This is a genomic window from Jiangella endophytica, from assembly GCF_003427025.1.
GTDB lineage: Bacteria > Actinomycetota > Actinomycetes > Jiangellales > Jiangellaceae > Jiangella > Jiangella endophytica.
Map to the genome: position 1 here is coordinate 466,028 of NZ_QVAI01000004.1, position 19,147 is coordinate 485,174.

Genomic DNA, 19,147 nt, shown 5'->3' on the forward strand with positions numbered 1-19,147 from the left:
CTGGCGACGGGGCGGAGACAAAGGGTGATGAGTTAGGTTAGCCTTTCCTCATCGTCAGCCCGGAGGTGGACATGAGCTGCCCGTCGCCGGCCGAGCGGGCCCGCACGCTGCTGCGCGGCCGGCTGCCCGGCCTGCTGTTCCTCGACGACGTCGCGGTGCCGCTGCCGGTGCGGCACGGCACCGACCACGTCGGCCAGCCGCTGCTGCTGGTCCCGGCGGCCGGCGGGCTCCGGGAGGCGCTGCGCTCACGCGGCCCCGTCGGGCCCGGCGGCGTGCTCCGCGTCGACGACGTGCCGCCGACGGCCGACGCGCCCAGCCTCGGCCAGGCCCGGGCCAGCGGCCGGCTGCACCCGGTCGCCGACGACGCCGGCCTCGCGGCGGCGCTGGAGTTCGCCGAGGCCAACCCGCTGCCCAGCCTGCTCGGCGTCGGCACCGAGGCCGTCCTCTACCGGCTGCACCTGACCGGCGTCCACCTGGTCACCGAGCAGGGCGGCGGCCCGCTGAACCCGGCCGAGTACGCCGCCGCCGAGCCGGACCCGCTGCACGAGGCCGAGCGCGACCTGCTGCTCGACCTCGCCGACCACCACCGCGACGAGCTGGAACCGTGGTTCCGCGCCGCCCTGGCGTCGGCGGGCATCGACGCCGACCATCCGCGGGCGGTCCGGCTGGACCGCTACGGCTTCACCGCCGACACCGGCCGCCCGCGACGTCGCTGGGTGCGGCTGGACTTCACCCAGCCGCTCGACACCGTCGAGCAACTGGCCGAGCTGCTGCACCCGGTGCTGTTCCACCCGCACGTCAGCTGATGCCGACGACCCCGGCGTCGACCCGCACGACGGTCGAGTGCCGGGCGATCGTCTCCGGGCGGTGCGCCACCATGATCAGCGTCCGCCCGGCCCGCACCCGGTCGACGGCGGTCTCGATGCTCGCCGCGACGACGGGATCGAGGTCGGCCGTGGCCTCGTCGAGGATCAGCACCGCCGGGTCCACCAGCGCGGCCCGGACGATGCCGACCAGCTGCTGCTCCCCCGCCGACAGCGCCGCACCGTACGGCCCGACGACGGTGTCCAGCCCGGCCGGCAGCCCGGCCAGCCACGCCGTCAGCCCGAGCCGGTCGACGGCGTCGAGCAGCTCCGCACGCGTCGGTTCGTGCGGCACCAGCGCGAGGTTGTCGGCGAGCGTCCCACTGACCAGGTGCACCTGCTGCGGCACGAGGACGATGCGCCGCCGCACCTGCGCCTCGGTGGCCGTCGCGAGGTCGACGCCGCCGAACTCGACCGTGCCCGCGTCCGGCCGGTACAGCCCGCTGGCCAGCTTGACCAGCGTGCTCTTGCCCGACCCGGTCGGCCCGGCGACGGCCACGTGCGCGCCGTGCGGGAACGTCACGTCCACGCCGGCCAGCACGTCGGTCCCGGCACGGTAGGCGTAGCGCACGCCGCGGACGGTGAGGTCACCGGCCTCCGGCAGCGCGGCGCCGGCCGCGGGCGAGCGGTCCGCCGTCCGCTCGAGCAGGTCGAGCAGCCGGGCCAGGCTGACGGCGGTGGCCTGCAGCTCGCCGAACACCTGCGACAGCCGCAGCACGCCCTCGAACAGGTTCGTCATCGCCAGCACGAACACGGCGACCGTCCCGATGGTGACCCGGCCCTCCCCTGCCAGCCAGGCGCCGGCCACCAGCAGGACCGCCACCGACAGCCCCTCCAGGAAGCCGATCAGCCGCAGCCGCAGCTCGACGTCGACGGTGCGATCCTCGTCGGCGCGCAGGTCCTCGCTCTGGGCGGCGAACAGGCGCCGGCGCTGCGGCATCCCACCGGTGAGGTGCAGCGTCTCGCGACCGGCCAGCGTCTCGGTGAACGTCGCCGCGATGCCCGCACGACCGGCCGCGACCCGTCCGTAGGCGCCCGCCGCGTCGCGCCGGAACCAGCGGATCACCAGCCACGTCGCCGGCAGCGTCACGGCCAGCGTGATGAGCGTCAGCAGCGGCGAGTACGACAGCAGCACGGCCAGCGTCAGCAGCAGCGACAGTGACAGGTTGACGACGTCCGGCAGCTGCTGGCGGACGAAGTCGGTGACGGTCGCGACCTCGCCGGTGGTGCGCTGCAGCAGGTCGCCGACCCGGTGCGACTCGATGAACCGCAGCGGCGCCGTCGCGATCCGGCCGACGGCGGTGTCGCGCAGGTCGCGGACCACCCGCTCGCCGGTCCGGGTCAGCAGCACCTCGGAGGTGCGCAGCAGGAAGATCCGCGCGACGACGACCACGGCCAGCACGGCGACGGCCGTGAACAACCCGGACCGCGACCGCTGCACCAGCTCGTCGATCGCCCGCCCGATGATCGGCGCCATCGACACCAGCGCCGCGGCGCTGAACAGGCTGACCGCCAGCGCGAGCAGTGCCTCGCGCCGGTACGGCCGGGCCACGGCGGCGAAGCGCCGATACACCCCGCGGGTGGACGGTGCCTCCTCGAGGACGGGCGCGTCAGCCATCGTTACTCCCCGCCGTGACCGGGACCCGCAGGTCGATGACCCGGTCGGCTCGCTCGCTGACCTGCGCCCGGTGCGACACGGCGACGATCGCGGTGTCCGGCAGCTCGGTGCGCAGGCGGTCCAGGATCGCCCGCTCGGTGCCGACGTCGACCGCCGAGGTGACGTCGTCGAGCAGCAGCACCCGCGGCCGGCCGAGCAGCGCCCGGGCCAGCGCCAGGCGCTGCACCTGCCCGCCGGACAGCGTCGTCCCGCGCTCGCCGACGGCCGTCTCGTACCCGGCGGGGAGCGCGCGGACGTACCCGTCGGCGCCGGCGACCCGGCAGGCCCACGCGACCTCGTCGTCGCGCGCCTCCCGCCCGAGCCGGACGTTGTCCGCGACGGTGCCGGAGAGCACGAGCGGCCGCTGCGGCACGTAACCGATCCGGGCCCACCAGTCGGCGCGGTCCGCCTGCGCGACGTCGGCCCCGCCGAACCGGACGGTGCCCGCCGCGGGCTCGTCCAGCCGGGCCACCGCCCGCAGCAGCGACGACTTGCCGCTGCCGACCGGTCCCCGCACCACGACCAGCTCACCGGGCGACGCCGTCAGCCGCAGCGGCGCGGTCGGCTCACCGCCGCTGCCGGTGCGCGCGGAGAGCTCGTCCAGCACCAGCTCGCCCCGCTCCGGCAGGACGGCAGTGAGGGCCGGCCCGCTCGACGCCGGTCCAATCGGTGACGGCGAGTGTCGGTGCCCGCCCGTAGGGTGGGCCCCACCCGGGCCAGGGAGGGGCATGTCCAGCACCTCGGCGATCCTCGTCCCCGACACCTCGGCCTCGCGCCGGTTCGACACCAGCAGCACCAGGAAGCTCAGCGCGATGGTCAGCATCGTCATCCACGACGTGTAGGCGATCAGCCCGCCGATACTGAGCCCGCCGTCCAGCACCGCGAGCCCGCCGGCCGCCAGCCCGGCGGCGATCGCCAGCCGCGGCACCGACGGCGGCACCGACGCCCACCAGGCGGCCACCCGGGCGACGGCCAGCGTGTGGACCGTGACCTCGCCGCTGGCGTCGGCGTGCCGCCGCACCAGCCGGCCGGTGCCGCCCAGCCCTCGCACGGCCCCGGCGGCGGACAGCAGCTCCTCGACGGCGCCGGCTCGGCGGGCATGCGCCCCGGCCAGCCGCTCGGCCGCGGCGGCGAAGCGGGGCGGGAAGATCAGCTGTGTGACGACGACCAGCGGCGCCATGATCGCCGTCACGACCAGCAGCCGCGGATGCAGGGTCGCGACCGCCGGCACGACCACGACGATCGTGCTCAGCGCCAGCGTCCAGTAGGTGAGCTTGTCGACCCAGTCGGCGACGGCCAGCACGTCACGCTCGGCCCGCGAGGCGAGGTCGCCTCGGTCGATCCGGGCGGTCACGGCGCCGTCGGCGGCGCCGGCCCGGGCCAGCAGCCGCTCGCGCAGGTCCAGCGCGGTCGCGTTCGCGGCGTGCCGGGTCAGCCGCTCCCCCGTCGCACCACCGGCCAGCACGATCAGCGCCAGCCCGACGACGGCCAGCGCCCATCCGGCGGTCCGGCCGGGCGCGCCGGCCTCCAGGCCGTCGTCGACGGCGCGCTGCACCAGGGCGGGCGTGGCCAGGTAGCCGAGCTGGGCGGCGAGCCCGCAGAGCAGGCCGGTGACGATCACGCGCCGGCGGCGGCGGAACAGCTCCCGCAGCAGCCGGCGCCCAGGGGCGCGGGTCGGGTCCGCCATCGCGGGCATCGTCCTCTCGGGGGTCGGGCGTCACCCGACAGGTTAGGTTCGGCTAACCTGGTATCGGTCCAACCCAGCGGTCACCTCGCATCAGGCCGCGGACGTCGACGGTCGGGAGGTGTGGTGTTCGCGCGCGCGTTCGGCGGCGGGCTCGACGGCGCCGAGGAGTTCTGGCTGTCCCGCTTCGACATGCCGCGGCAGAGCGGCTTCACGACCCACGATCACGCCGAGCACCAGCTGTCCTGGGTCGCGCACGGCCAGCTGGAGGTCGAGGCCGGCGGGACGTGGCTGCTGCCGCCGTCGCAGGCGGTGTGGATCCCGGCCGGCACACCGCACGCGCTGCGGGCGACCCGTCCGACCCAGCTGTACTGCCTCTACCTGTGGCCGGCCGACTGCCCGATCGCCTGGACCAGCACCACGGTCGTCGCGGCCGACCCGATGCTGCGCCAGGTCATGCTCTATCTCGCCCGGCCGGACCTGCCCGACGACGCCGCCCAGCGGGCCCGCGCCCTGCTGGCCGACCTGCTGCGTCCCGACCCCGGCCCGGCGGCGGACATCCCGATGCCGGCCGGTGGGTCGGCCCGCGAGCTGGCCGATGCGATCGTCCGCTCCCCCGGCGACCCACGGAGCCTGCACGAGTGGGCCGCCGCCCTGCACGTCAGCGAGAAGACCCTGCGCCGCTCGTTCGTCGCCGAGACCGGCATGACGTTCACCGACTGGAGGACGCAGGTCCGGCTGAGGGCGGCACTGCCGCTGCTCGCCGACCGGCTGCCGGTCGCGGCCGTGGCGGCGCGGGTCGGCTACCGCAGCGTGAACGGGTTCATCAACGCGTTCCGCCGCCACTTCGGCCGCACGCCGGGCAGTTACGCGGCGTTGCTCGGCGCGTGATGGTCATGTGCCAGGCCCAGCCGCTGGGCTCGGCGCATCAGGCCCAGCCGCTCGTCCAGCCACCCGTCGATCGCCGTCTGGATCCGCAGCAACTCACCCGGGTCGTCGCAGCGCAGGCGGTAGTCGGCCAGCCAGCGCAGCGTCTCGTCGACATAGCGGAGCTTCGCCGCAATCGGCCACGTCATCACGGCTCCCCCTCACCGTAGGCCGTCCCCGTGCTCCCAGGTTCCCCGTTCCGGCGCGTGCACACCTCCTCCGGGCTGGGTGAGATCGCGGGGCCGATGACGCTCGGCCCGGCGCGCCGGGTCAGAGGCCGAGCGTCTCCAGCCGGGCGATGTACTCGTCCTCCTGGTCCTCCTCGTCGGCGTCGCTCTCCCACGGCGCGAGCAGCCACTGCTGGGTGGCGTCGTCGAGCGCGGCCAGGCGGCGGTTGTACTCGTCGCCGTTGTCGGTCCAGTAGCCGACCACCTTGTACGCCGACGGCGGCAGCTTCAGCTCGTGCCGCAGGTAGCGGCGGGCGTCGCGCAGGACCGCGGTCTCGCCGGCCACCCACACGTAGCCCGGGCCGTCCGGCAGCTCGGCCGTGCGCAGGGCGCCGGACAGCAGGCTCGGGCCGTGGCCGTTGCCGCCGTACAGCCAGACGACCTCCAGGCCGGCACCGCCGGGCAGGTCGACCCGGTGCCGCGGTGTGGGCACCTCGAGCACCGCGCGGGTGCGCACGCCGGCCGGGACGGCCTCCAGGATCCGGGTCGCGGCCGGCAGCCCGGCGGCGTCGGCCAGCAGCAGCTGCCAGCGCAGGTCACCGGGCGGGTCGTACATGCCGGTGGGTGTGTTGACGGCGACGACGTCGCCCGGCGCCGCCTGCTGGGCCCACGTCGCCGCCACGCCGCCGTCGTGCACGACGAAGTCGATCACCAGCTCGCCGCTGGCGCGCCGGAACTCGCGCACCGTGTAGGTGCGCATCGGCGACGCCTCGGCGCCGTCCGGGTAGCTCCAGCGGCCGTTGGCCTCGACGACGGGCAGCACCGGCTCGGCGCCCGGCGCCGGGAAGAAGATGCGCAGGTACTCGTCGCCGACCCCGGTCGACGCGAACCCGGTCAGGTCCGGCCCGCCGAACACGACCCGCACCATGTCGGCGCAGACCGGACGGGCCTCGATCACCTCCGCGCGGAAGAACCGCATGGGCAGGTCGGCACCGACGGCCATCCGTACTCCTCGGACATCACAGGCGACAGAAGTGAGGAAAGCCTAACCTGCTACCGCCTCGTACGCGACGCCGGCGCCGAGGCACACGTCCTCCCGCCAGCACGGCGCCACCAGTTGCAGGCCCGCCGGCAGGCCGGTGCCCGCGACGCGGCCGCAGGGCACCGTCAGCGCCGGGTGGCCGGAGACGTTGAACACCGACGTGTTGCGGGCCACGACGGTCGCCAGCACGCGGTCGCGGCCGCCCAGCGCTACCGCGTCGACGCCCTCCGGCGGGGCCACGATCGCCGACGTCGCGCAGGCCAGCACATCCACGTCCGCGAACAGCGCGTCGACCGCGCCGGCCAGGACCGTCCGGCAGCGCAGGGCGTGCAGGTAGTCGACAGCGGACAGCGACCGGCCGCCCGTGAGCAGCTGGGTGACGACCGGGCCGTAGCCGTCGAGGTCGTCGCCGGCGTCGTGCAGCGAGGCCGACTCCGCCGCGACCAGGATCCGTTTGATCGCGTCCGGGTCGATCTCCTCGATCACCGGCAGCTCGACCGGCACCAGCGTCGCGCCCAGCCCGGCCAGCACCTCGGTGGCGGCGTCGACGAGCCTCAGCACCTCGTCCTCGGCCACCCGGAACCAGCCGCCGAGCACACCGACGCGCAGCCCGGTCAGCGGCGCGGCGCCGGCGACCGGCCAGCGCGGCCGCGCGTCGGCCGGCGGCACCCCGGTCATCGCCGTCAGCGCGGCGCCGGCGAGGGCCGCGCTCCCGGCCAGCGGCCCGGTGTGGTCCATCGTCCAGGTCAGCGGCGGAGTGCCGGCACGCGGGACGCGACCCAGCGTCGGCTTCAACCCGACCGCTCCGCACCAGGCGGCCGGCACCCGGATCGAGCCGCCGGTGTCCGTGCCGACGGCCAGCGGCAGCAACCCGGCACCGACCGCCGAGGCCGGGCCGGACGACGACCCGCCGGAGCGACGGCCGGGATCGCACGGGTTGCGGGTCCGGCTGTTCGGCCCGGACGCGAACTCGTACGTCGCCAGTTTGGCCACGAGGACGGCGCCGGCGGCGCGCAGGTTCCGCACCACCCGCGCCGTCGTCGCAGGCCGGAAGTCCGCGTAACGGTCCGAGCCGAACCGCGTCGGCGACCCCTCGACCTGGATGACGTCCTTCACCCCGAACGGCAGGCCCTCCAGCGGGCGGGCGGCTCCGGCGGCGATCCGCCGCCGCGACTCCGCGGCGGCGGTCAGCGCCTCGTCGGCCAGCAGCACCTCCACGGCGCCCAGCTCGCGCCCGCGCCCGTCGAGGCCGGTCAGGACCCGTCGGACGGCGCCCACCGGGTCCGGATCCGGCTCGACCGGCGCCGCCGGGACCAGGCCCGGCGGCGCGGCACGGACGACGTCGCCGAACGGCACGACCGGGTCGGGGAACAGGTCGAGCCGGTGGCGCCGCAGCGCCGCGACGTCGGACCGGACGTCCGGGTGCGCGGTCGCGCTCACACCTCCAGCCGCCACTGCTCGGGCGACGGGACCCAGGTGCCGGATCCGGCGTCGGCGATGATGTACATGTAGTCGCCCGGGTTGACCCGCGAGAACCCCGGCCGTGTCTGCAGGATCGCCGACTGCTCGTACGGCGCCCTGATCTCCTGCAGCGTCTCGCCGGTGTGCGCGTCGACCACGCGGGACAGCAGCGTGCCGCCCGCCACCACCGTCGACAGCGCCTCGATCCCCACCGCCGGGTAGCACAGGCCGCCGTGGTCGGCCCGGATCAGCACCCGCTCGCGCATGAGCAGCTGCCGCTCCGGCAGCTCGGGTACCCCGTCGATCATGCCCAGCCCCTTGAGGAAGTTGTCGATGCGGGTCTGGGTGAGCGCGGCGAAGCCCTCCGGCATGACGTTGCCGCCCTGCTCGGCGACGATGGACAGCTTGCCCAGCGACTTGACGTACTGGTCGATGGTGCCGGCGAAGGGGTCGACGTCGTGGACGAAGACGAAATCGGTGCCCATCAGCCGGGTGAAGTCGAAGATCCGCTTCTGCTCCGGCGTCCGGTCGGAGTTCACCAGCGTGTAGTTGATCGAGGTGTCGCCGGCGCAGTGGTAGTCGAGCATCGCGTCGATGTGCGGGATGATCTCCTCGCTGATGACCGCCGCCATTTTCTGGGTGATCCAGCCCTGACGGGTGCCGGGGAAGACCCGGTTCATGTTGTTCATGTCGGTGTTCCAGCCCTGGCCCGTGGCCCGGGTGCCGCTCTCGAACGCGACCGGGTTGGCGACCGGGACGCCGATGACGGTGCCGGCCAGCTGCTCCGGGTCCAGCCGGGTCAGCGCCGTGTTGACCGCCTCGGCACCGAAGATCGCGTCGCCGTGCACGTTCGCGATCAGCAGCAGCGTGGGGCCGGACGAGCGGCCGCGCACGACCTGCCCGCTGATCGCCAGCTCCTCGCCGGAGCTGCGCCGCGCGACCGGGAGCCGGAACCGGGACTTCGAGCCCGGCGTGACGGCGGCGAGGTCATCGGAGTGGGTCAGCGTGGTCATCGGGTCTCCCCTTCGGAGTCGGGCGCGTAGCGCCGATGGAGATGGGACAGGTAGGCGTCGGCGCCGAGGTCGGCGCCGGTGGCGCGGGGCACCAGCTCGGCGAGGGTGTACGTGCGGCCGGGCGCATGCACGTGGCGGCGCAGCCAGCCGAGCATCGGGCCGAACGTCCCGGTGCCGGCATCGGCGTCGATGTCCACGCCGTCGCGGCGCATCGCCTCGGCCAGCTGGGCCGACACCAGATTGCCGATGACGTAGCTGGTGAACAGCCCCATCCACCGGTGGCACCAGTGCGGGTCCTGCAGGGCGCCGTCGCGGTCGGACGCGGGCGCGGCGCCGAAGTACTCGGCGCTGCGGGCGTTCCACAGCTCCGGCACGTCGGCGACGTCCAGCGTGCCGGACAGCAGTGAGGTCTCGATCTCCCAGCGCAGCAGGATGTGCAGGTTGAAGGTCAGCTCGTCGGTGGCGATGCGGATGACGCTGGTCGGCCGGGCCACCAGCGCCTCGTGCAGCGACTCGGGCGTCACCGCGTCGGGATGATCGCCCAGGTACGGCACCAGCACCCGGTGGGCGAAGCGCGCGAACTGCGGCGTCCGGCCGACGATGTTCTCCCAGAACTTCGCCTGCGACTCGTGCAGCCACGGCATGACCCCGCGCGCGGCCGAGGTGCCCCACAGCTCCGGCGCGATGCCCTGCTCGTAGAGCGCGTGCCCGATCTCGTGGACGGCGCTGGTGAGGATCTCGTCGAACGGGACGTCGTCGCGCAGGGTGAAGCGGACGTCGTTGGCGCCCGACGGGCTGGTGAACGGGTGCGGCGACACCGCGAGACCGCCGCGGTTCCAGTCGTAGCCGATCCGCTCGGTGAGGTCGCGGACGAACGCGAACGTGGTCCGGCGGTCGAGGTCGGGGAAGCGCACCGGCGCCCGGCCGGCATAGCGCGCCTGCCGCTGTGCGTTGAGCCGCAGGACCGGCTCGCGCAGACCGTTCAGCAGCCGGTCGGTCGCGGCGTAGGACAGGCCGGGCTCGTAGGTGGACAGCAGCGCGTCCATCGGGTGGTCGGTGTAGCCGATGGAGTCGGCCATCCGCAGGTTGATGTCGAGCAGCCGGCGCAGCCAAGGCGCGAAGTCGGCCCACCGGCCGGCCGCGCGAGCGTCACGCCAGGCCGGGAACGCCTCGGCGGCCACCACCTGGAAGTCGGCCAGCGCCTCGACCGGCCGCTGCCGGGCCGCCTCGTGGTCGCGGCGCGCCGTCCGCGCGATGGCCCAGGCGGCGAAGTCCTCCTCCGGGTCCGGCGCGAGCCGCTCGACGGCCGCGACCAGTGCGTCCAGTCGCGGGTCGGCGATCCGGGCCCTCAGCTGCCGCTCCATCAGCCCGATCTGGCGGGCGCGGTCGGCGGTGGCGGCGTCGGGCAGCGCGGTCTGCTGGTCGTAGCGGAGGTGGTCGAAGATCCGGCGGTAGTCCTCGGTCTCGGCGAGGTAGTCACGCAGGTCGGCGATCGGGGGTGCCACGTGCGTCCTCCTGGTTCTGCGGTCGTGGGTCAGGCGGGACGGTGCCCGGCGGCGGCCTCGTCGGTGCCGGCGACGCGCTGCCGGAAGTACTCCAGGACCTGGTCACCGGTCTGGTAGAGGAACGCGCTGACCAGACCGGCCACGGCGCCGGCGTTGCCGTTGCGCACGGCGGTGGTGGCCTGGCGGTAGAAGACGTTGTTCAGCGCGACGTGCTCGGGGTCGTCGCGCAGCCCGTGCGGGACCGACGAGATGCGGGCGCGCAGCTGGCGGACCAGGTCCAGCGCCGTGCGGTTGCCGGACGCGTCGTAGAGGATCTCCCGCCACTGCCACGCGGTCTGGAACATCAGCTCCCACTCACCGCTGGCCGAGAGCGCGAGCACCTGGTCCAGCAGGTCCTCCATCCGCGCCACCTCGGCCGGGCCGAGGCGCGGGACGGCCGCGCCGGCCATCGTCGACTCGATCAGCGCGCGCAGGGCGTACACCTCGCGAACGGTCTGCCGCGACATGCCGCTGGACACCGCGCCGACGTTCGGCACGTGCCGGACCAGCCCGCGGCCGGCCAGGATGCGCAGCGCCTCGCGGACCGGCGCCCGGCTGACCTCCAGTTCCCTGGCGATCTCCAGCTCACGGATGCGGGCGCCCTCGGGGAACCGGCCGTCGATGATGGCCCGCTCGATCCAGTCGGCCACGGTCTCGGGCAGGGTCGATGACTCCGTCACGGCGTCGGTTGCGGCCATCTCTCGTTCCTGTCTCGTGGGAATTGATTGTCGACAATAGAGCCGGGTTGTCGCCGACGCAACACCCCGCGGACCCCGACTCGGCCCCGCCCCGCCACGTCGACGTCCGGTTCGTAAAGTCTGCGTGACGTCATTGACAGCCCGCATGGCGTTTCCTAAGCTCAGCGCAATCGCACCGGCCGTCGGCCGCACTCGATCGCCGGCCGGCCCAGCGCGGCGCCGTCCCCTCCGACCGAGGGTCAGACCTCGCGTTCAGCCGCCTCTTCGCCTCGACGAGAGGCCACATTGAACCACTGTAGTGTCGACAATCTTCCTGATCTGGAGGTCAGGCATGGCACCCGAACTCAGTCGACGGTCGCTACTGACCATCGCCGGCGGACTCGGCGCCGGCTACCTGCTCGCCGGGTGCGGCAGCGACGACGAACCGTCGGCCACCGGGGCGTCCGGTGGCGGCGGCGAGCTCGTCGTCCGCACCTGGAGCGGCGTCTGGGAGGGCGCCGTCAACGCGATGGCGTCCGGGTTCGAGTCCGCGAGCGGCATCTCGCTGCTCAACGACCCGGGCAGCGACACCCTCACGCTGCTGGAGCAGCGCCCCGGCGAGCACGACGTCGCATGGCTCATCGGCACCGACTCCACCCGCGGCATGACCGACGGCGTCCTCGAGCCGATCGACACCAGCCGGATCGAGCGGTTCGCGCAGATCAACACCCGGCTCTCCGACGGCATCACGCACGAGGGCCGGCTGTCCGGCGTCCCGATCAGCTACACCGCCACCGGCATCATCTACAACCGCGACCGCCTCGGCTTCGAGATCACCAGCTGGGAGGACCTGTGGCGGGACGAGCTACGCGGCCAGCTGTGCATCCAGAACGCGCCGTCGATCGGCGGGCTCTTCCTCGTCTTCACCGGCGCCCGTGTCTTCGGTTCCGGACCGGACGACTACGAGGCCGGCTGGAAGGCGATCGAGGAGCTGGCGCCGAACGTGCAGTTCCTCTTCAACACCAGCAGCGACGGCGTCAGCAAGCTCGCCTCGGGCAGCGTGCTGGCCTGCGTCACGATCGCCGACCAGGGCGTGCCGCTGCGCGAGCAGGGCATCGAGACGGTGATCCCCGACGAGGGCACCACCTACAGCATCCAGAGCCTCACCGTCCCGGCCGCCTCGGAGAACAAGGACGCCGCCTACGAGTTCATCAACTTCATGCTCGACCCGGACAACCAGGTCGAGTGGGCCCGCAACGGCAAGGCCGCGCCGTCGACCACCGACGTCGAGCTGCCCGACGACCTCGCCTCCGAGCTGCTGGAGACGCCCGCCGTCGCGGAGAACCTCTGGCCGATCGACTGGTACGAGTTCGGCCAGCAGATCCCGGACTGGACCACGCGCTGGCAGAGGATCTTCGGCTCGTGACCCGAGCCCGCTCCCCCGAGGACGAGGCCACGCTGGGGCGGCGCGGCAGCTGGCTGCTGGGCGGCCCGATGCTGGTGTTCGTGGTGGCCCTGTTCGGCTACCCGGCGTACCTCGTCCTGCGCACCAGCGTGGCCAGTGGCGACGGGCTGGACTCCGGCGGGTTCAGCCTGACCCACTACGTCACGTTCTTCACCGACTCGCTGTACCTCGACGCGCTGCTGAACACGTTCGTCATCGCGGTGGTGTCGACGGCGGTCACCGCGGTGCTCGGGCTGCTGTACGCCTACGAGATCACCCGCCGGCCGGGGCTGCGCACCGTGCTGCTCCTGCTGCTGGTGCTGCCGCTGCTGGTGAACGGCGTGGTGCGGATCTACGGGCTGCAGCTGGGGATGATCTCGCTGGACCGGGTGCTGCTCGACCTCGGGCTGCGCGACACCCCGCTCGGGCTGCAGTACTCCTTCGCCGGGATCATCATCGCGCTGGTCATGTTCCAGTTCCCGTTCATGGCGCTGGCGGTCTACGCCGGGCTGTCGCGGCTGGACGTCTCACTGGTCGAGGCAGCTCAGACGCTCGGTGCGCCGCGACGTGAGGTGCTGGTCCGGGTGGTGCTGCCGCTCGCGGTGCCCGGTCTGGTGGCGGGCAGCGTGCTGACGTTCGCCGCCGCGGCGGGCACGTTCATCGTCCCCGCGATGATGGGCGGCGGCCGGGTCAACACGATCCCGCAGATGATCTACACGTCGGTCAGCCAGACCTCGCAGTGGGCCACGGCCTCGGCGTTCGCCGTCGTGCTGGTCGCCATCCTCGCGGTCTCCATCCTCTACAGCCTGCGGCGCGGCCTGCGCTCGACGGCGGGGACGAGGTGAGCGGGCGCATGCGCACATCGTCGACGCCCCGGGAGCGGACCCGCTACCCCGTCTTCGCGATCTGCTTCACGCTGCTGCTCCTGGTGCCGCTGGTGGTGGTCGTCGCGACCGCCGTCAACCCCGGCGCCTACCTCAAGTTCCCGCCGGACGGGTTCACCCTCGACTGGTTCACCACCGCGATCGAGACGCCGCGATTCCAGTCGTCGCTGCTGCTCAGCCTGCGGATCGCAGTCATCGCGTCGGTGGTCGGGCTGGCGCTGACGATCCCGACCGCGGTCGCGATCACCCGCGGCCGGCGGCGGCTGCGGCCGTGGGTCAGCACCGCGACCGTGCTGCCGCTGATCACGCCGGACATGCTGCTGGCCCTCGGCCTGCTGATCATGCTGGTGCAGATCGGCATGGCCAGCAGCCTGATCGGGCTGGTCCTCGGTCACGTCCTCATCGGCATGCCGCTGGCTGTCCAGGTGCTGGTGGCCGCATTGAGCGGCGTCGACGAGAACATCGAGCAGGCCGCCCAGACCCTCGGCGCCTCGCGGGCGACCGCGTTCGTCCGGGTGACGCTGCCGGCGATCCTGCCGGCCATCGGATCGGCGGCGGTGTTCCTGTTCATCTTCTCCTTCGACAACGTGTCCATCTCGCTGTTCCTGTCCGCACCGGGCCAGACGACGCTGCCGATCACGATGTTCCAGTACCTGGAGTACAACTCCGATCCGACCGTCTCGGCGATGTCGACGATCCTCATCGTCCTCTCACTGGTCGTCGCCGTGGTCCTGTCGCGGCTGGGTGGCCTCTCCCACCTCGCCGGCTCGCCCACCAGGAGATCGTCATGACGTTCACCCACCACGAGTCCGGCACCGACCGCGCCCCCGCGGACTCGCCCTCGGCGTACCTGCGGCTGCGGGCCGTGACGAAGCAGTACCCGACCGGCGGCGGCGTCGCCGGCGTCGACCTCACCGTCACCAAGGGCGACATGCTGGTGCTGCTCGGCCCCTCCGGCTGCGGCAAGACGACGCTGCTGCGCACGCTCGCCGGGCTGCTGCAGCCCGACTCGGGCGCCATCGAGCTGGACGGCGAGGACCTGGTCGCGGTCCCGACGTTCAAGCGCAACATCTCGATGGTCTTCCAGACCTGGGCGCTGTTCCCGACCATGACCGTCCGCGACAACGTCGCGTTCGGGCTGAAGATGCGCCGCGTCGGCAAGCAGGAGCGGGCCGACCGGGTGGCCCGGGCGCTCGAGCTGGTCGGGCTGACGGAGTTCGCCGGCCGGCTGCCGCGGCAGCTCTCCGGCGGCCAGCAGCAGCGGGTCGCGGTGGCCCGCGCGATCGTCGTCGAGCCGCGGCTGATCCTCATGGACGAGCCGCTCTCCAGCCTCGACCACCGGATCCGGGTGCAGCTGCGGGCCCAGCTCAAGGAGCTGCAGCGCGGCCTCGGTCTCACCGGCGTCTACGTCACGCACGACCACACCGAGGCGCTGGCGCTGGGCGACCGGATCGCCGTCATGGACTCCGGGCGCATCGTCGAACTCGGCCGGCCGGTCGACGTGTTCGCCCGGCCCACCCGCCGCTACACCGCCGAGTTCCTCGGCCTCGCCAACGTCGTCGACGTCAGCACCGGCGACGGCGGCTACCGGACGTCCGGCGGGTCGCGGATCCCGGCCGAGGTGACCGCCGGCCGGTCCGACGTCGTCGCCGTCGCACTGCGGCCCGACTGCGTGCGGCTCGGCCAGACCGACGACGGCGGCACGCCCGGCGTGGTCCGGGTGGTCGAGTACCAGCCGGGCGGCGTCCTGCACGACGTCGAGCTGCCCGGCGGCACCCGGCTGCAGGCGCTGACGCCGGTCGGGCTCAGCTACTCGATCGACACCCCGGTCTTCGTGACACCGGAATGGAGCAAGGCCGTACCTCTGGCCGACTGATGCGAAGGAGCGTTCGTTGCGGATCGACTTCCACACCCACATCTGGAACACCCAGCTCGACGAGGTGGACACGTTCGTCCAGAACATCACCGCGCTCGGGATCGACAAGGCCGTGGTGCTGCCCATCGCGCCGTACATGTCCAACCAGGCGGTCGCCGACCTCGTCACCAAGGCCGACGGCGCCATCGTCGGGTTCGCCTCCGTCGTCCCGTTCGCCGAGACCACCGGCATCCCGCGGGAGGACCCGGTCGAGACGCTGGCGCACGCTGTCACCGTCCTCGGCCTCAAGGGGCTCAAGCTGCACCCGCTGATCCAGGGGTTCAGCCTCGCCGACCCCGGCCTGGTCCCGGTGGTCTCCGCCGCCGGCGACCTCGGCATCCCGGTGATCTTCCACACCGGGCCGTCCAACGGGCGCGCCGGGCGGCTGGAGAACGGCCGGGTCGAGCTGCTGGACGACCTCGCCATCATGTGCCCGGGCACGGTGCTGGTCGCCGGGCACGCCAACCCGATGAGCGACGCGCTGTACCTCGCCCGCAAGCACCCGAACGTCTACCTCGAGACGTCGATCTCGTGGGCGCGGTGGGGCGCCCTGATCCCCGGCCTGGTGCGGCAGGTGGTCACCGAGGCAGGCCCGGACAAGATCCTCTACGGCAGCGACTTCTCCCTCGACCGCGACCAGCGGGTGATCGACACCGATGCCGTCTTCACCTCGTCCGGGCTGTCCGACGCCGACCTCGAGCTGGTCTTCGGCGGCAACGCCGCCCGGCTGCTGGGGCTGTCGTGACCGCCGCGTTGCTGACCGGGCCGGCGCAGCTGCTCGACGTCGCGCCCGGCACTCGGCGGCTCTTCCACCTCCCCGTGGCCCGCCGAGCATCGGGCGAGGACCTGCGCATCGCCGTCCACGTCGCCCGCGGTGGGGCAGGCGACGGACCGGTGCTCGGGCTGGTGGGCGCCGTGCACGGCGACGCGATCTTCGGCTCGCACATCATCCGGCTGGCGATGGAGCGGCTCGACCTCGCCGGGCTGGCCGGCACCGTCGTCGCCGTCCCCGTCGCCAACCCGGTCGCGTTCGAGTCGGGCACCCGGACCACCGGGCAGGGCTGGAACACCGACATGAACAACCTCAACCGGGTCTTCCCCGGCGCCGCCGACGGCTGGGTGACGCAGCAGCTGGCGGCCGCGCTGTCGGAGAACGTGCTCGGCCGGCTGGACGCCCTGATCGACTACCACTGCGGTGCGAACACGTCGATCAACTACACGCTGGTCAGCGGCGACTCCACGCCGGAACAGAAGCGGACGTTCGACTTCAACCGGCTGATGGGCTGCGACTTCGTCTACGTCCACGACGTCAACCCGTACTCCGGCACGATCACCGGCTACGCGGCGGAGCAGGGCGTGCTGTGCGTCGTCGCCGAGCAGGGCGGCAACGTGCTGCCCGACGGGTTCGACGAGCTGGCGCTGACCCGGATCGACAACTACCTCAAGGCGCTCGGCATGATCGACGGCGAGCCGGTGCTGCCGGACCGTCAGCTGGTCATGCGCGGCGGGCGGACGCTGCAGCGGGTGGTCCACGGCGGGCTGTTCTACCCGGCCGTCGGCGTCGAGGCGCTGTCGGCGACCGTACCGGGCGGCACCCTCCTCGGCCGCGTCGTCGACCCGCACTCGTTCGAGGTGCTGCAGACCATCACCGCGCCGTACGAGTCGTCGGCGATCTTCCAGCTGCGGCCCGCGTTCGGCCAGGTGAACCCCGGCGACTACGCCTACATCATCGGCGACGCGACCCGGGCGGCCGAGCTGCCCCGGCTGACCGACTGGCGGTTCCCGCTACCGGCGTAGCGACCGCCGCCACTCCCCGGTCAGAGTGTCCGTGTCGGGCACGTCGAACGCGCCGACGTGCTCGCCCAGCGACACCCAGTCGTCCTCGGCCGCGACCCACTGCAGCGTGACCTGCTCGCCGTCGGTGCTGAGCGTGGCGACCAGGGGCGGGCCGAACGGGTGGGCGGGGAGCACGCCCGACAGCCAAGCGCACGACCGTGAACCCGCGGTGAACGCCGAGCAGTCAGCCGGGGGTCAGTTCGCCGATCCGCCGCACGATCGCTGCCGTCGACGCGCGCCATGGTGATCACGAGACGGCTCACGACGTGCCTTCTGACGACACCCACTGCTCGTGAACACGGGTTCACACACCACATCATGAGGCGTTCTCCCGCTCCACCAGGCATGCATGCCTCGTGGAGTGGGAGAACGCCTGGTGATGTGCGCGATCGTTGATGATCATCGCCGGGTGGCGTCCCCTGGAGTGGTGGATTTCGCGGTCGCCGGGCGTCGCCGTGTCGACAGTGGCGTTGTGCGGATCGGGGCGATGGCGCACGTGGGTTGGTCGCGGTCACCGGAACTCTGGGCGACTGGCGGCGTGGATCACGGTCGCCGGGTGGACCGCGACCACGCCTGCGATGCCCGAGGCGTGCCCAGACCCGCCCCGTCCCCCTGATAGCTGCCCGTTCATGATCATCAACCTTCTGTGCTGCCATCACGACCGAGAAGGTTGATGATCATGAGCCAGGCGCGGCCCTGTTGTCCTCGATGACCGGCCCGCCCTCCTGCACTCTGATCGCCACGCGAGCGCCGGAGCGCAGCCGGATGGTGGGGGGCAGCGCCGCCGCCACCTCCGGCTCGTCCACGCCGACCTCGACCGCTGCGGCCTCGTGGTCGGCGTAGGTGAAGTACACGAGCGCCGGGTCGGTCGCCCACGCGGACCGCTCGGCGAAGATCCGCTCCGCCAGCTCGTCCAGCTCGGCCGCGGTCGGCGGCCGCCCGGGGAGCGGCGCCGGCTCGACCGGGGCGGACTGGACGGGCTCGGGCTCGGCCGGGGCCGGCTCGACCGGGGCCGGCTCGACCGGGGCCGGCTCGACCGGGGCCGGCCGGACGGGCGCCTGCAGCGGCTCGGCGGCGACCAGCACCAGGCCGGCCACCACCAGCCCACCCGCGGCGATCGCCGTGACGACGTTCCGGTGGCCGGAGTCCACACACCGGATCATCCTCCGGCCGGGCGCGCGGGCACAGTCCTCGCTCATGATTCGATAGGGCGATGAGCGCCGGAGTGACCCGACTGGCCGAGTCGTCCTGGACCCAGGTGCGAGCGGCTCTCGACGCCGGGCGGCGGACCGCCTTGTTCGCGGTGGGATCCACCGAACAGCACGGGCCACACCTGCCGCTGATGGCCGACACCCTGCTCGGTGACGCGTTGGTGACGCGGCTGGCGCCCCGGCTCGGCGACGTCGTGGTGGGGCCGACGGTGCCGTTCGGCGTCGCCACGCACCACATGGCCTTTCCCGGCACGGTGACGCTGGACACCGAGACGTTCCAGGCCGTGGTGCTGCAGTACGTCGCCAGTCTGGCCTCCCACGGCTTCGAGGCCGTGCTGGTGGTGCCCAGCCACGGCGGCAACTTCGGGCCGCTCGCGCAGCTGCTCGAGTCCACCGGCGGGGTCGTCGGCGGCGCCCGGTTCGTGCCGTACACGGGCCTGGGCGAGTTCGTCGCCGTGCTCGAGCGGGTGGGACGCGACGACGACATCCCGCCCGAGATCGGCGGGGTGCACGCGGGCGAGGCCGAGACGTCGATCATGCTGGCCGAGCGGCCGGACCTCGTCGACATGAGCGCCGCCGTCCGCGGCTTCGACGGCGCCTTCGACGACGACGTCGCCCGGCGCATCTTCACCGGCGGCACCGCCGCGCTCTCCGACAACGGGGTCCTCGGCGACGCCCGCCCGGCCGACGCCGCGCGCGGGGCCCGCTACCTCGACGCGCTGACGGACCTGCTGGTGGCGCACTTCGCGCCGGTGCTCGCGGACCATCGGTGACGGCTGGGCCGCCCGCCCGGCCCGCCCGGTGATCGTCGCGTTCCGCCTG

Annotated in this window: 19 protein-coding genes; 9 read left to right on the forward strand and 10 right to left on the reverse strand. The window is 73.3% G+C overall.

From position 1 onward, the window contains the following. The first annotated feature begins 71 nt into the window (after positions 1–71). Positions 72–806, forward strand: coding sequence for a DUF2470 domain-containing protein (locus DZA62_RS11495; protein WP_157987604.1), 735 nt, complete (start codon positions 72–74; stop codon positions 804–806). Here DZA62_RS11495 and DZA62_RS11500 read toward each other — a convergent pair. Together DZA62_RS11500 and DZA62_RS11505 are read right to left on the reverse strand one after the other, a co-directional pair. After that, positions 799–2,481: an ABC transporter ATP-binding protein gene (locus tag DZA62_RS11500; protein ID WP_116949013.1), complete on the reverse strand. Its 1,683-nt coding sequence runs from the start codon at positions 2,479–2,481 to the stop codon at positions 799–801. The two genes, DZA62_RS11495 and DZA62_RS11500, sit on opposite strands and share 8 nt — an antisense overlap. Continuing rightward, positions 2,474–4,207 (reverse strand): ABC transporter ATP-binding protein, encoded by a 1,734-nt coding sequence (locus tag DZA62_RS11505; protein ID WP_116949014.1) that lies wholly within the window; start codon positions 4,205–4,207, stop codon positions 2,474–2,476. The genes DZA62_RS11500 and DZA62_RS11505 overlap by 8 nt, the downstream gene beginning before the upstream one ends. Before the next feature lie 123 nt (positions 4,208–4,330). Between DZA62_RS11505 and DZA62_RS11510 the strand changes: the two genes are divergently transcribed. Next, complete coding sequence (locus DZA62_RS11510) at positions 4,331–5,095, forward strand: helix-turn-helix transcriptional regulator (protein WP_157987605.1); 765 nt, start codon at positions 4,331–4,333, stop codon at positions 5,093–5,095. Here the strand turns inward: DZA62_RS11510 and DZA62_RS11515 are convergent. The 6 genes from DZA62_RS11515 to DZA62_RS11540 all read right to left on the reverse strand — a co-directional run bounded on the left by DZA62_RS11515 (position 5,071) and on the right by DZA62_RS11540 (position 11,056). Continuing rightward, positions 5,071–5,280, reverse strand: a complete 210-nt coding sequence (locus DZA62_RS11515) for a hypothetical protein (protein ID WP_116949016.1) — start codon at positions 5,278–5,280, stop codon at positions 5,071–5,073. The genes DZA62_RS11510 and DZA62_RS11515 overlap by 25 nt on opposite strands. 121 nt (positions 5,281–5,401) lie before the next feature. Further along, positions 5,402–6,301 carry a siderophore-interacting protein gene (locus DZA62_RS11520; protein WP_198663643.1) on the reverse strand — a complete coding sequence of 300 codons (900 nt, stop codon included), beginning with the start codon at positions 6,299–6,301 and terminating at the stop codon, positions 5,402–5,404. 42 nt (positions 6,302–6,343) lie between these two features. After that, positions 6,344–7,780 (reverse strand): amidase, encoded by a 1,437-nt coding sequence (locus DZA62_RS11525; protein WP_157987606.1) that lies wholly within the window; start codon positions 7,778–7,780, stop codon positions 6,344–6,346. Then, positions 7,777–8,814 (reverse strand): succinylglutamate desuccinylase/aspartoacylase family protein, encoded by a 1,038-nt coding sequence (locus DZA62_RS11530; protein ID WP_116949018.1) that lies wholly within the window; start codon positions 8,812–8,814, stop codon positions 7,777–7,779. The genes DZA62_RS11525 and DZA62_RS11530 overlap by 4 nt, the downstream gene beginning before the upstream one ends. After that, positions 8,811–10,319 carry a gluzincin family metallopeptidase gene (locus tag DZA62_RS11535; protein ID WP_157987607.1) on the reverse strand — a complete coding sequence of 503 codons (1,509 nt, stop codon included), beginning with the start codon at positions 10,317–10,319 and terminating at the stop codon, positions 8,811–8,813. Before DZA62_RS11535 ends, DZA62_RS11530 begins: the two co-directional genes overlap by 4 nt. Before the next feature lie 29 nt (positions 10,320–10,348). Beyond that, positions 10,349–11,056, reverse strand: coding sequence for a GntR family transcriptional regulator (locus DZA62_RS11540; RefSeq protein WP_198663644.1), 708 nt, complete (start codon positions 11,054–11,056; stop codon positions 10,349–10,351). 331 nt (positions 11,057–11,387) lie between these two features. Here DZA62_RS11540 and DZA62_RS11545 point away from each other — a divergent pair, with 331 nt between their 5' ends. From DZA62_RS11545 to DZA62_RS11570, 6 genes are read left to right on the forward strand one after another with little or no spacing between them, the layout of a single operon-like run. Next, a complete protein-coding gene (locus tag DZA62_RS11545) occupies positions 11,388–12,461 on the forward strand; it encodes an ABC transporter substrate-binding protein (RefSeq protein WP_116949021.1) in 1,074 nt (357 codons plus the stop codon). After that, positions 12,458–13,324 (forward strand): ABC transporter permease, encoded by an 867-nt coding sequence (locus tag DZA62_RS11550; RefSeq protein ID WP_116949022.1) that lies wholly within the window; start codon positions 12,458–12,460, stop codon positions 13,322–13,324. The genes DZA62_RS11545 and DZA62_RS11550 overlap by 4 nt, the downstream gene beginning before the upstream one ends. Positions 13,325–13,332: 8 nt before the next feature. Next, positions 13,333–14,154: an ABC transporter permease gene (locus tag DZA62_RS11555; RefSeq protein WP_116949023.1), complete on the forward strand. Its 822-nt coding sequence runs from the start codon at positions 13,333–13,335 to the stop codon at positions 14,152–14,154. Continuing rightward, on the forward strand, positions 14,151–15,239 hold the full coding sequence (locus tag DZA62_RS11560; protein WP_116949024.1) for an ABC transporter ATP-binding protein: 1,089 nt from the start codon (positions 14,151–14,153) through the stop codon (positions 15,237–15,239). Before DZA62_RS11555 ends, DZA62_RS11560 begins: the two co-directional genes overlap by 4 nt. 16 nt (positions 15,240–15,255) lie before the next feature. Further along, positions 15,256–16,023 (forward strand): amidohydrolase family protein, encoded by a 768-nt coding sequence (locus DZA62_RS11565; protein WP_116949025.1) that lies wholly within the window; start codon positions 15,256–15,258, stop codon positions 16,021–16,023. After that, positions 16,020–17,075: a succinylglutamate desuccinylase/aspartoacylase family protein gene (locus tag DZA62_RS11570; protein WP_116949026.1), complete on the forward strand. Its 1,056-nt coding sequence runs from the start codon at positions 16,020–16,022 to the stop codon at positions 17,073–17,075. The genes DZA62_RS11565 and DZA62_RS11570 overlap by 4 nt, the downstream gene beginning before the upstream one ends. On the opposite strand, the gene DZA62_RS11575 is transcribed toward DZA62_RS11570, so the two are convergent. Continuing rightward, positions 17,064–17,249: a hypothetical protein gene (locus DZA62_RS11575; protein WP_116949027.1), complete on the reverse strand. Its 186-nt coding sequence runs from the start codon at positions 17,247–17,249 to the stop codon at positions 17,064–17,066. The two genes, DZA62_RS11570 and DZA62_RS11575, sit on opposite strands and share 12 nt — an antisense overlap. A 542-nt stretch (positions 17,250–17,791) precedes the next feature. Continuing rightward, on the reverse strand, positions 17,792–18,265 hold the full coding sequence (locus DZA62_RS36315; protein ID WP_198663645.1) for a hypothetical protein: 474 nt from the start codon (positions 18,263–18,265) through the stop codon (positions 17,792–17,794). Between the two features lie 62 nt (positions 18,266–18,327). Here DZA62_RS36315 and DZA62_RS11585 point away from each other — a divergent pair, with 62 nt between their 5' ends. Next, complete coding sequence (locus DZA62_RS11585; protein WP_116949028.1) at positions 18,328–19,098, forward strand: creatininase family protein; 771 nt, start codon at positions 18,328–18,330, stop codon at positions 19,096–19,098. Positions 19,099–19,147: the final 49 nt, after the last annotated feature.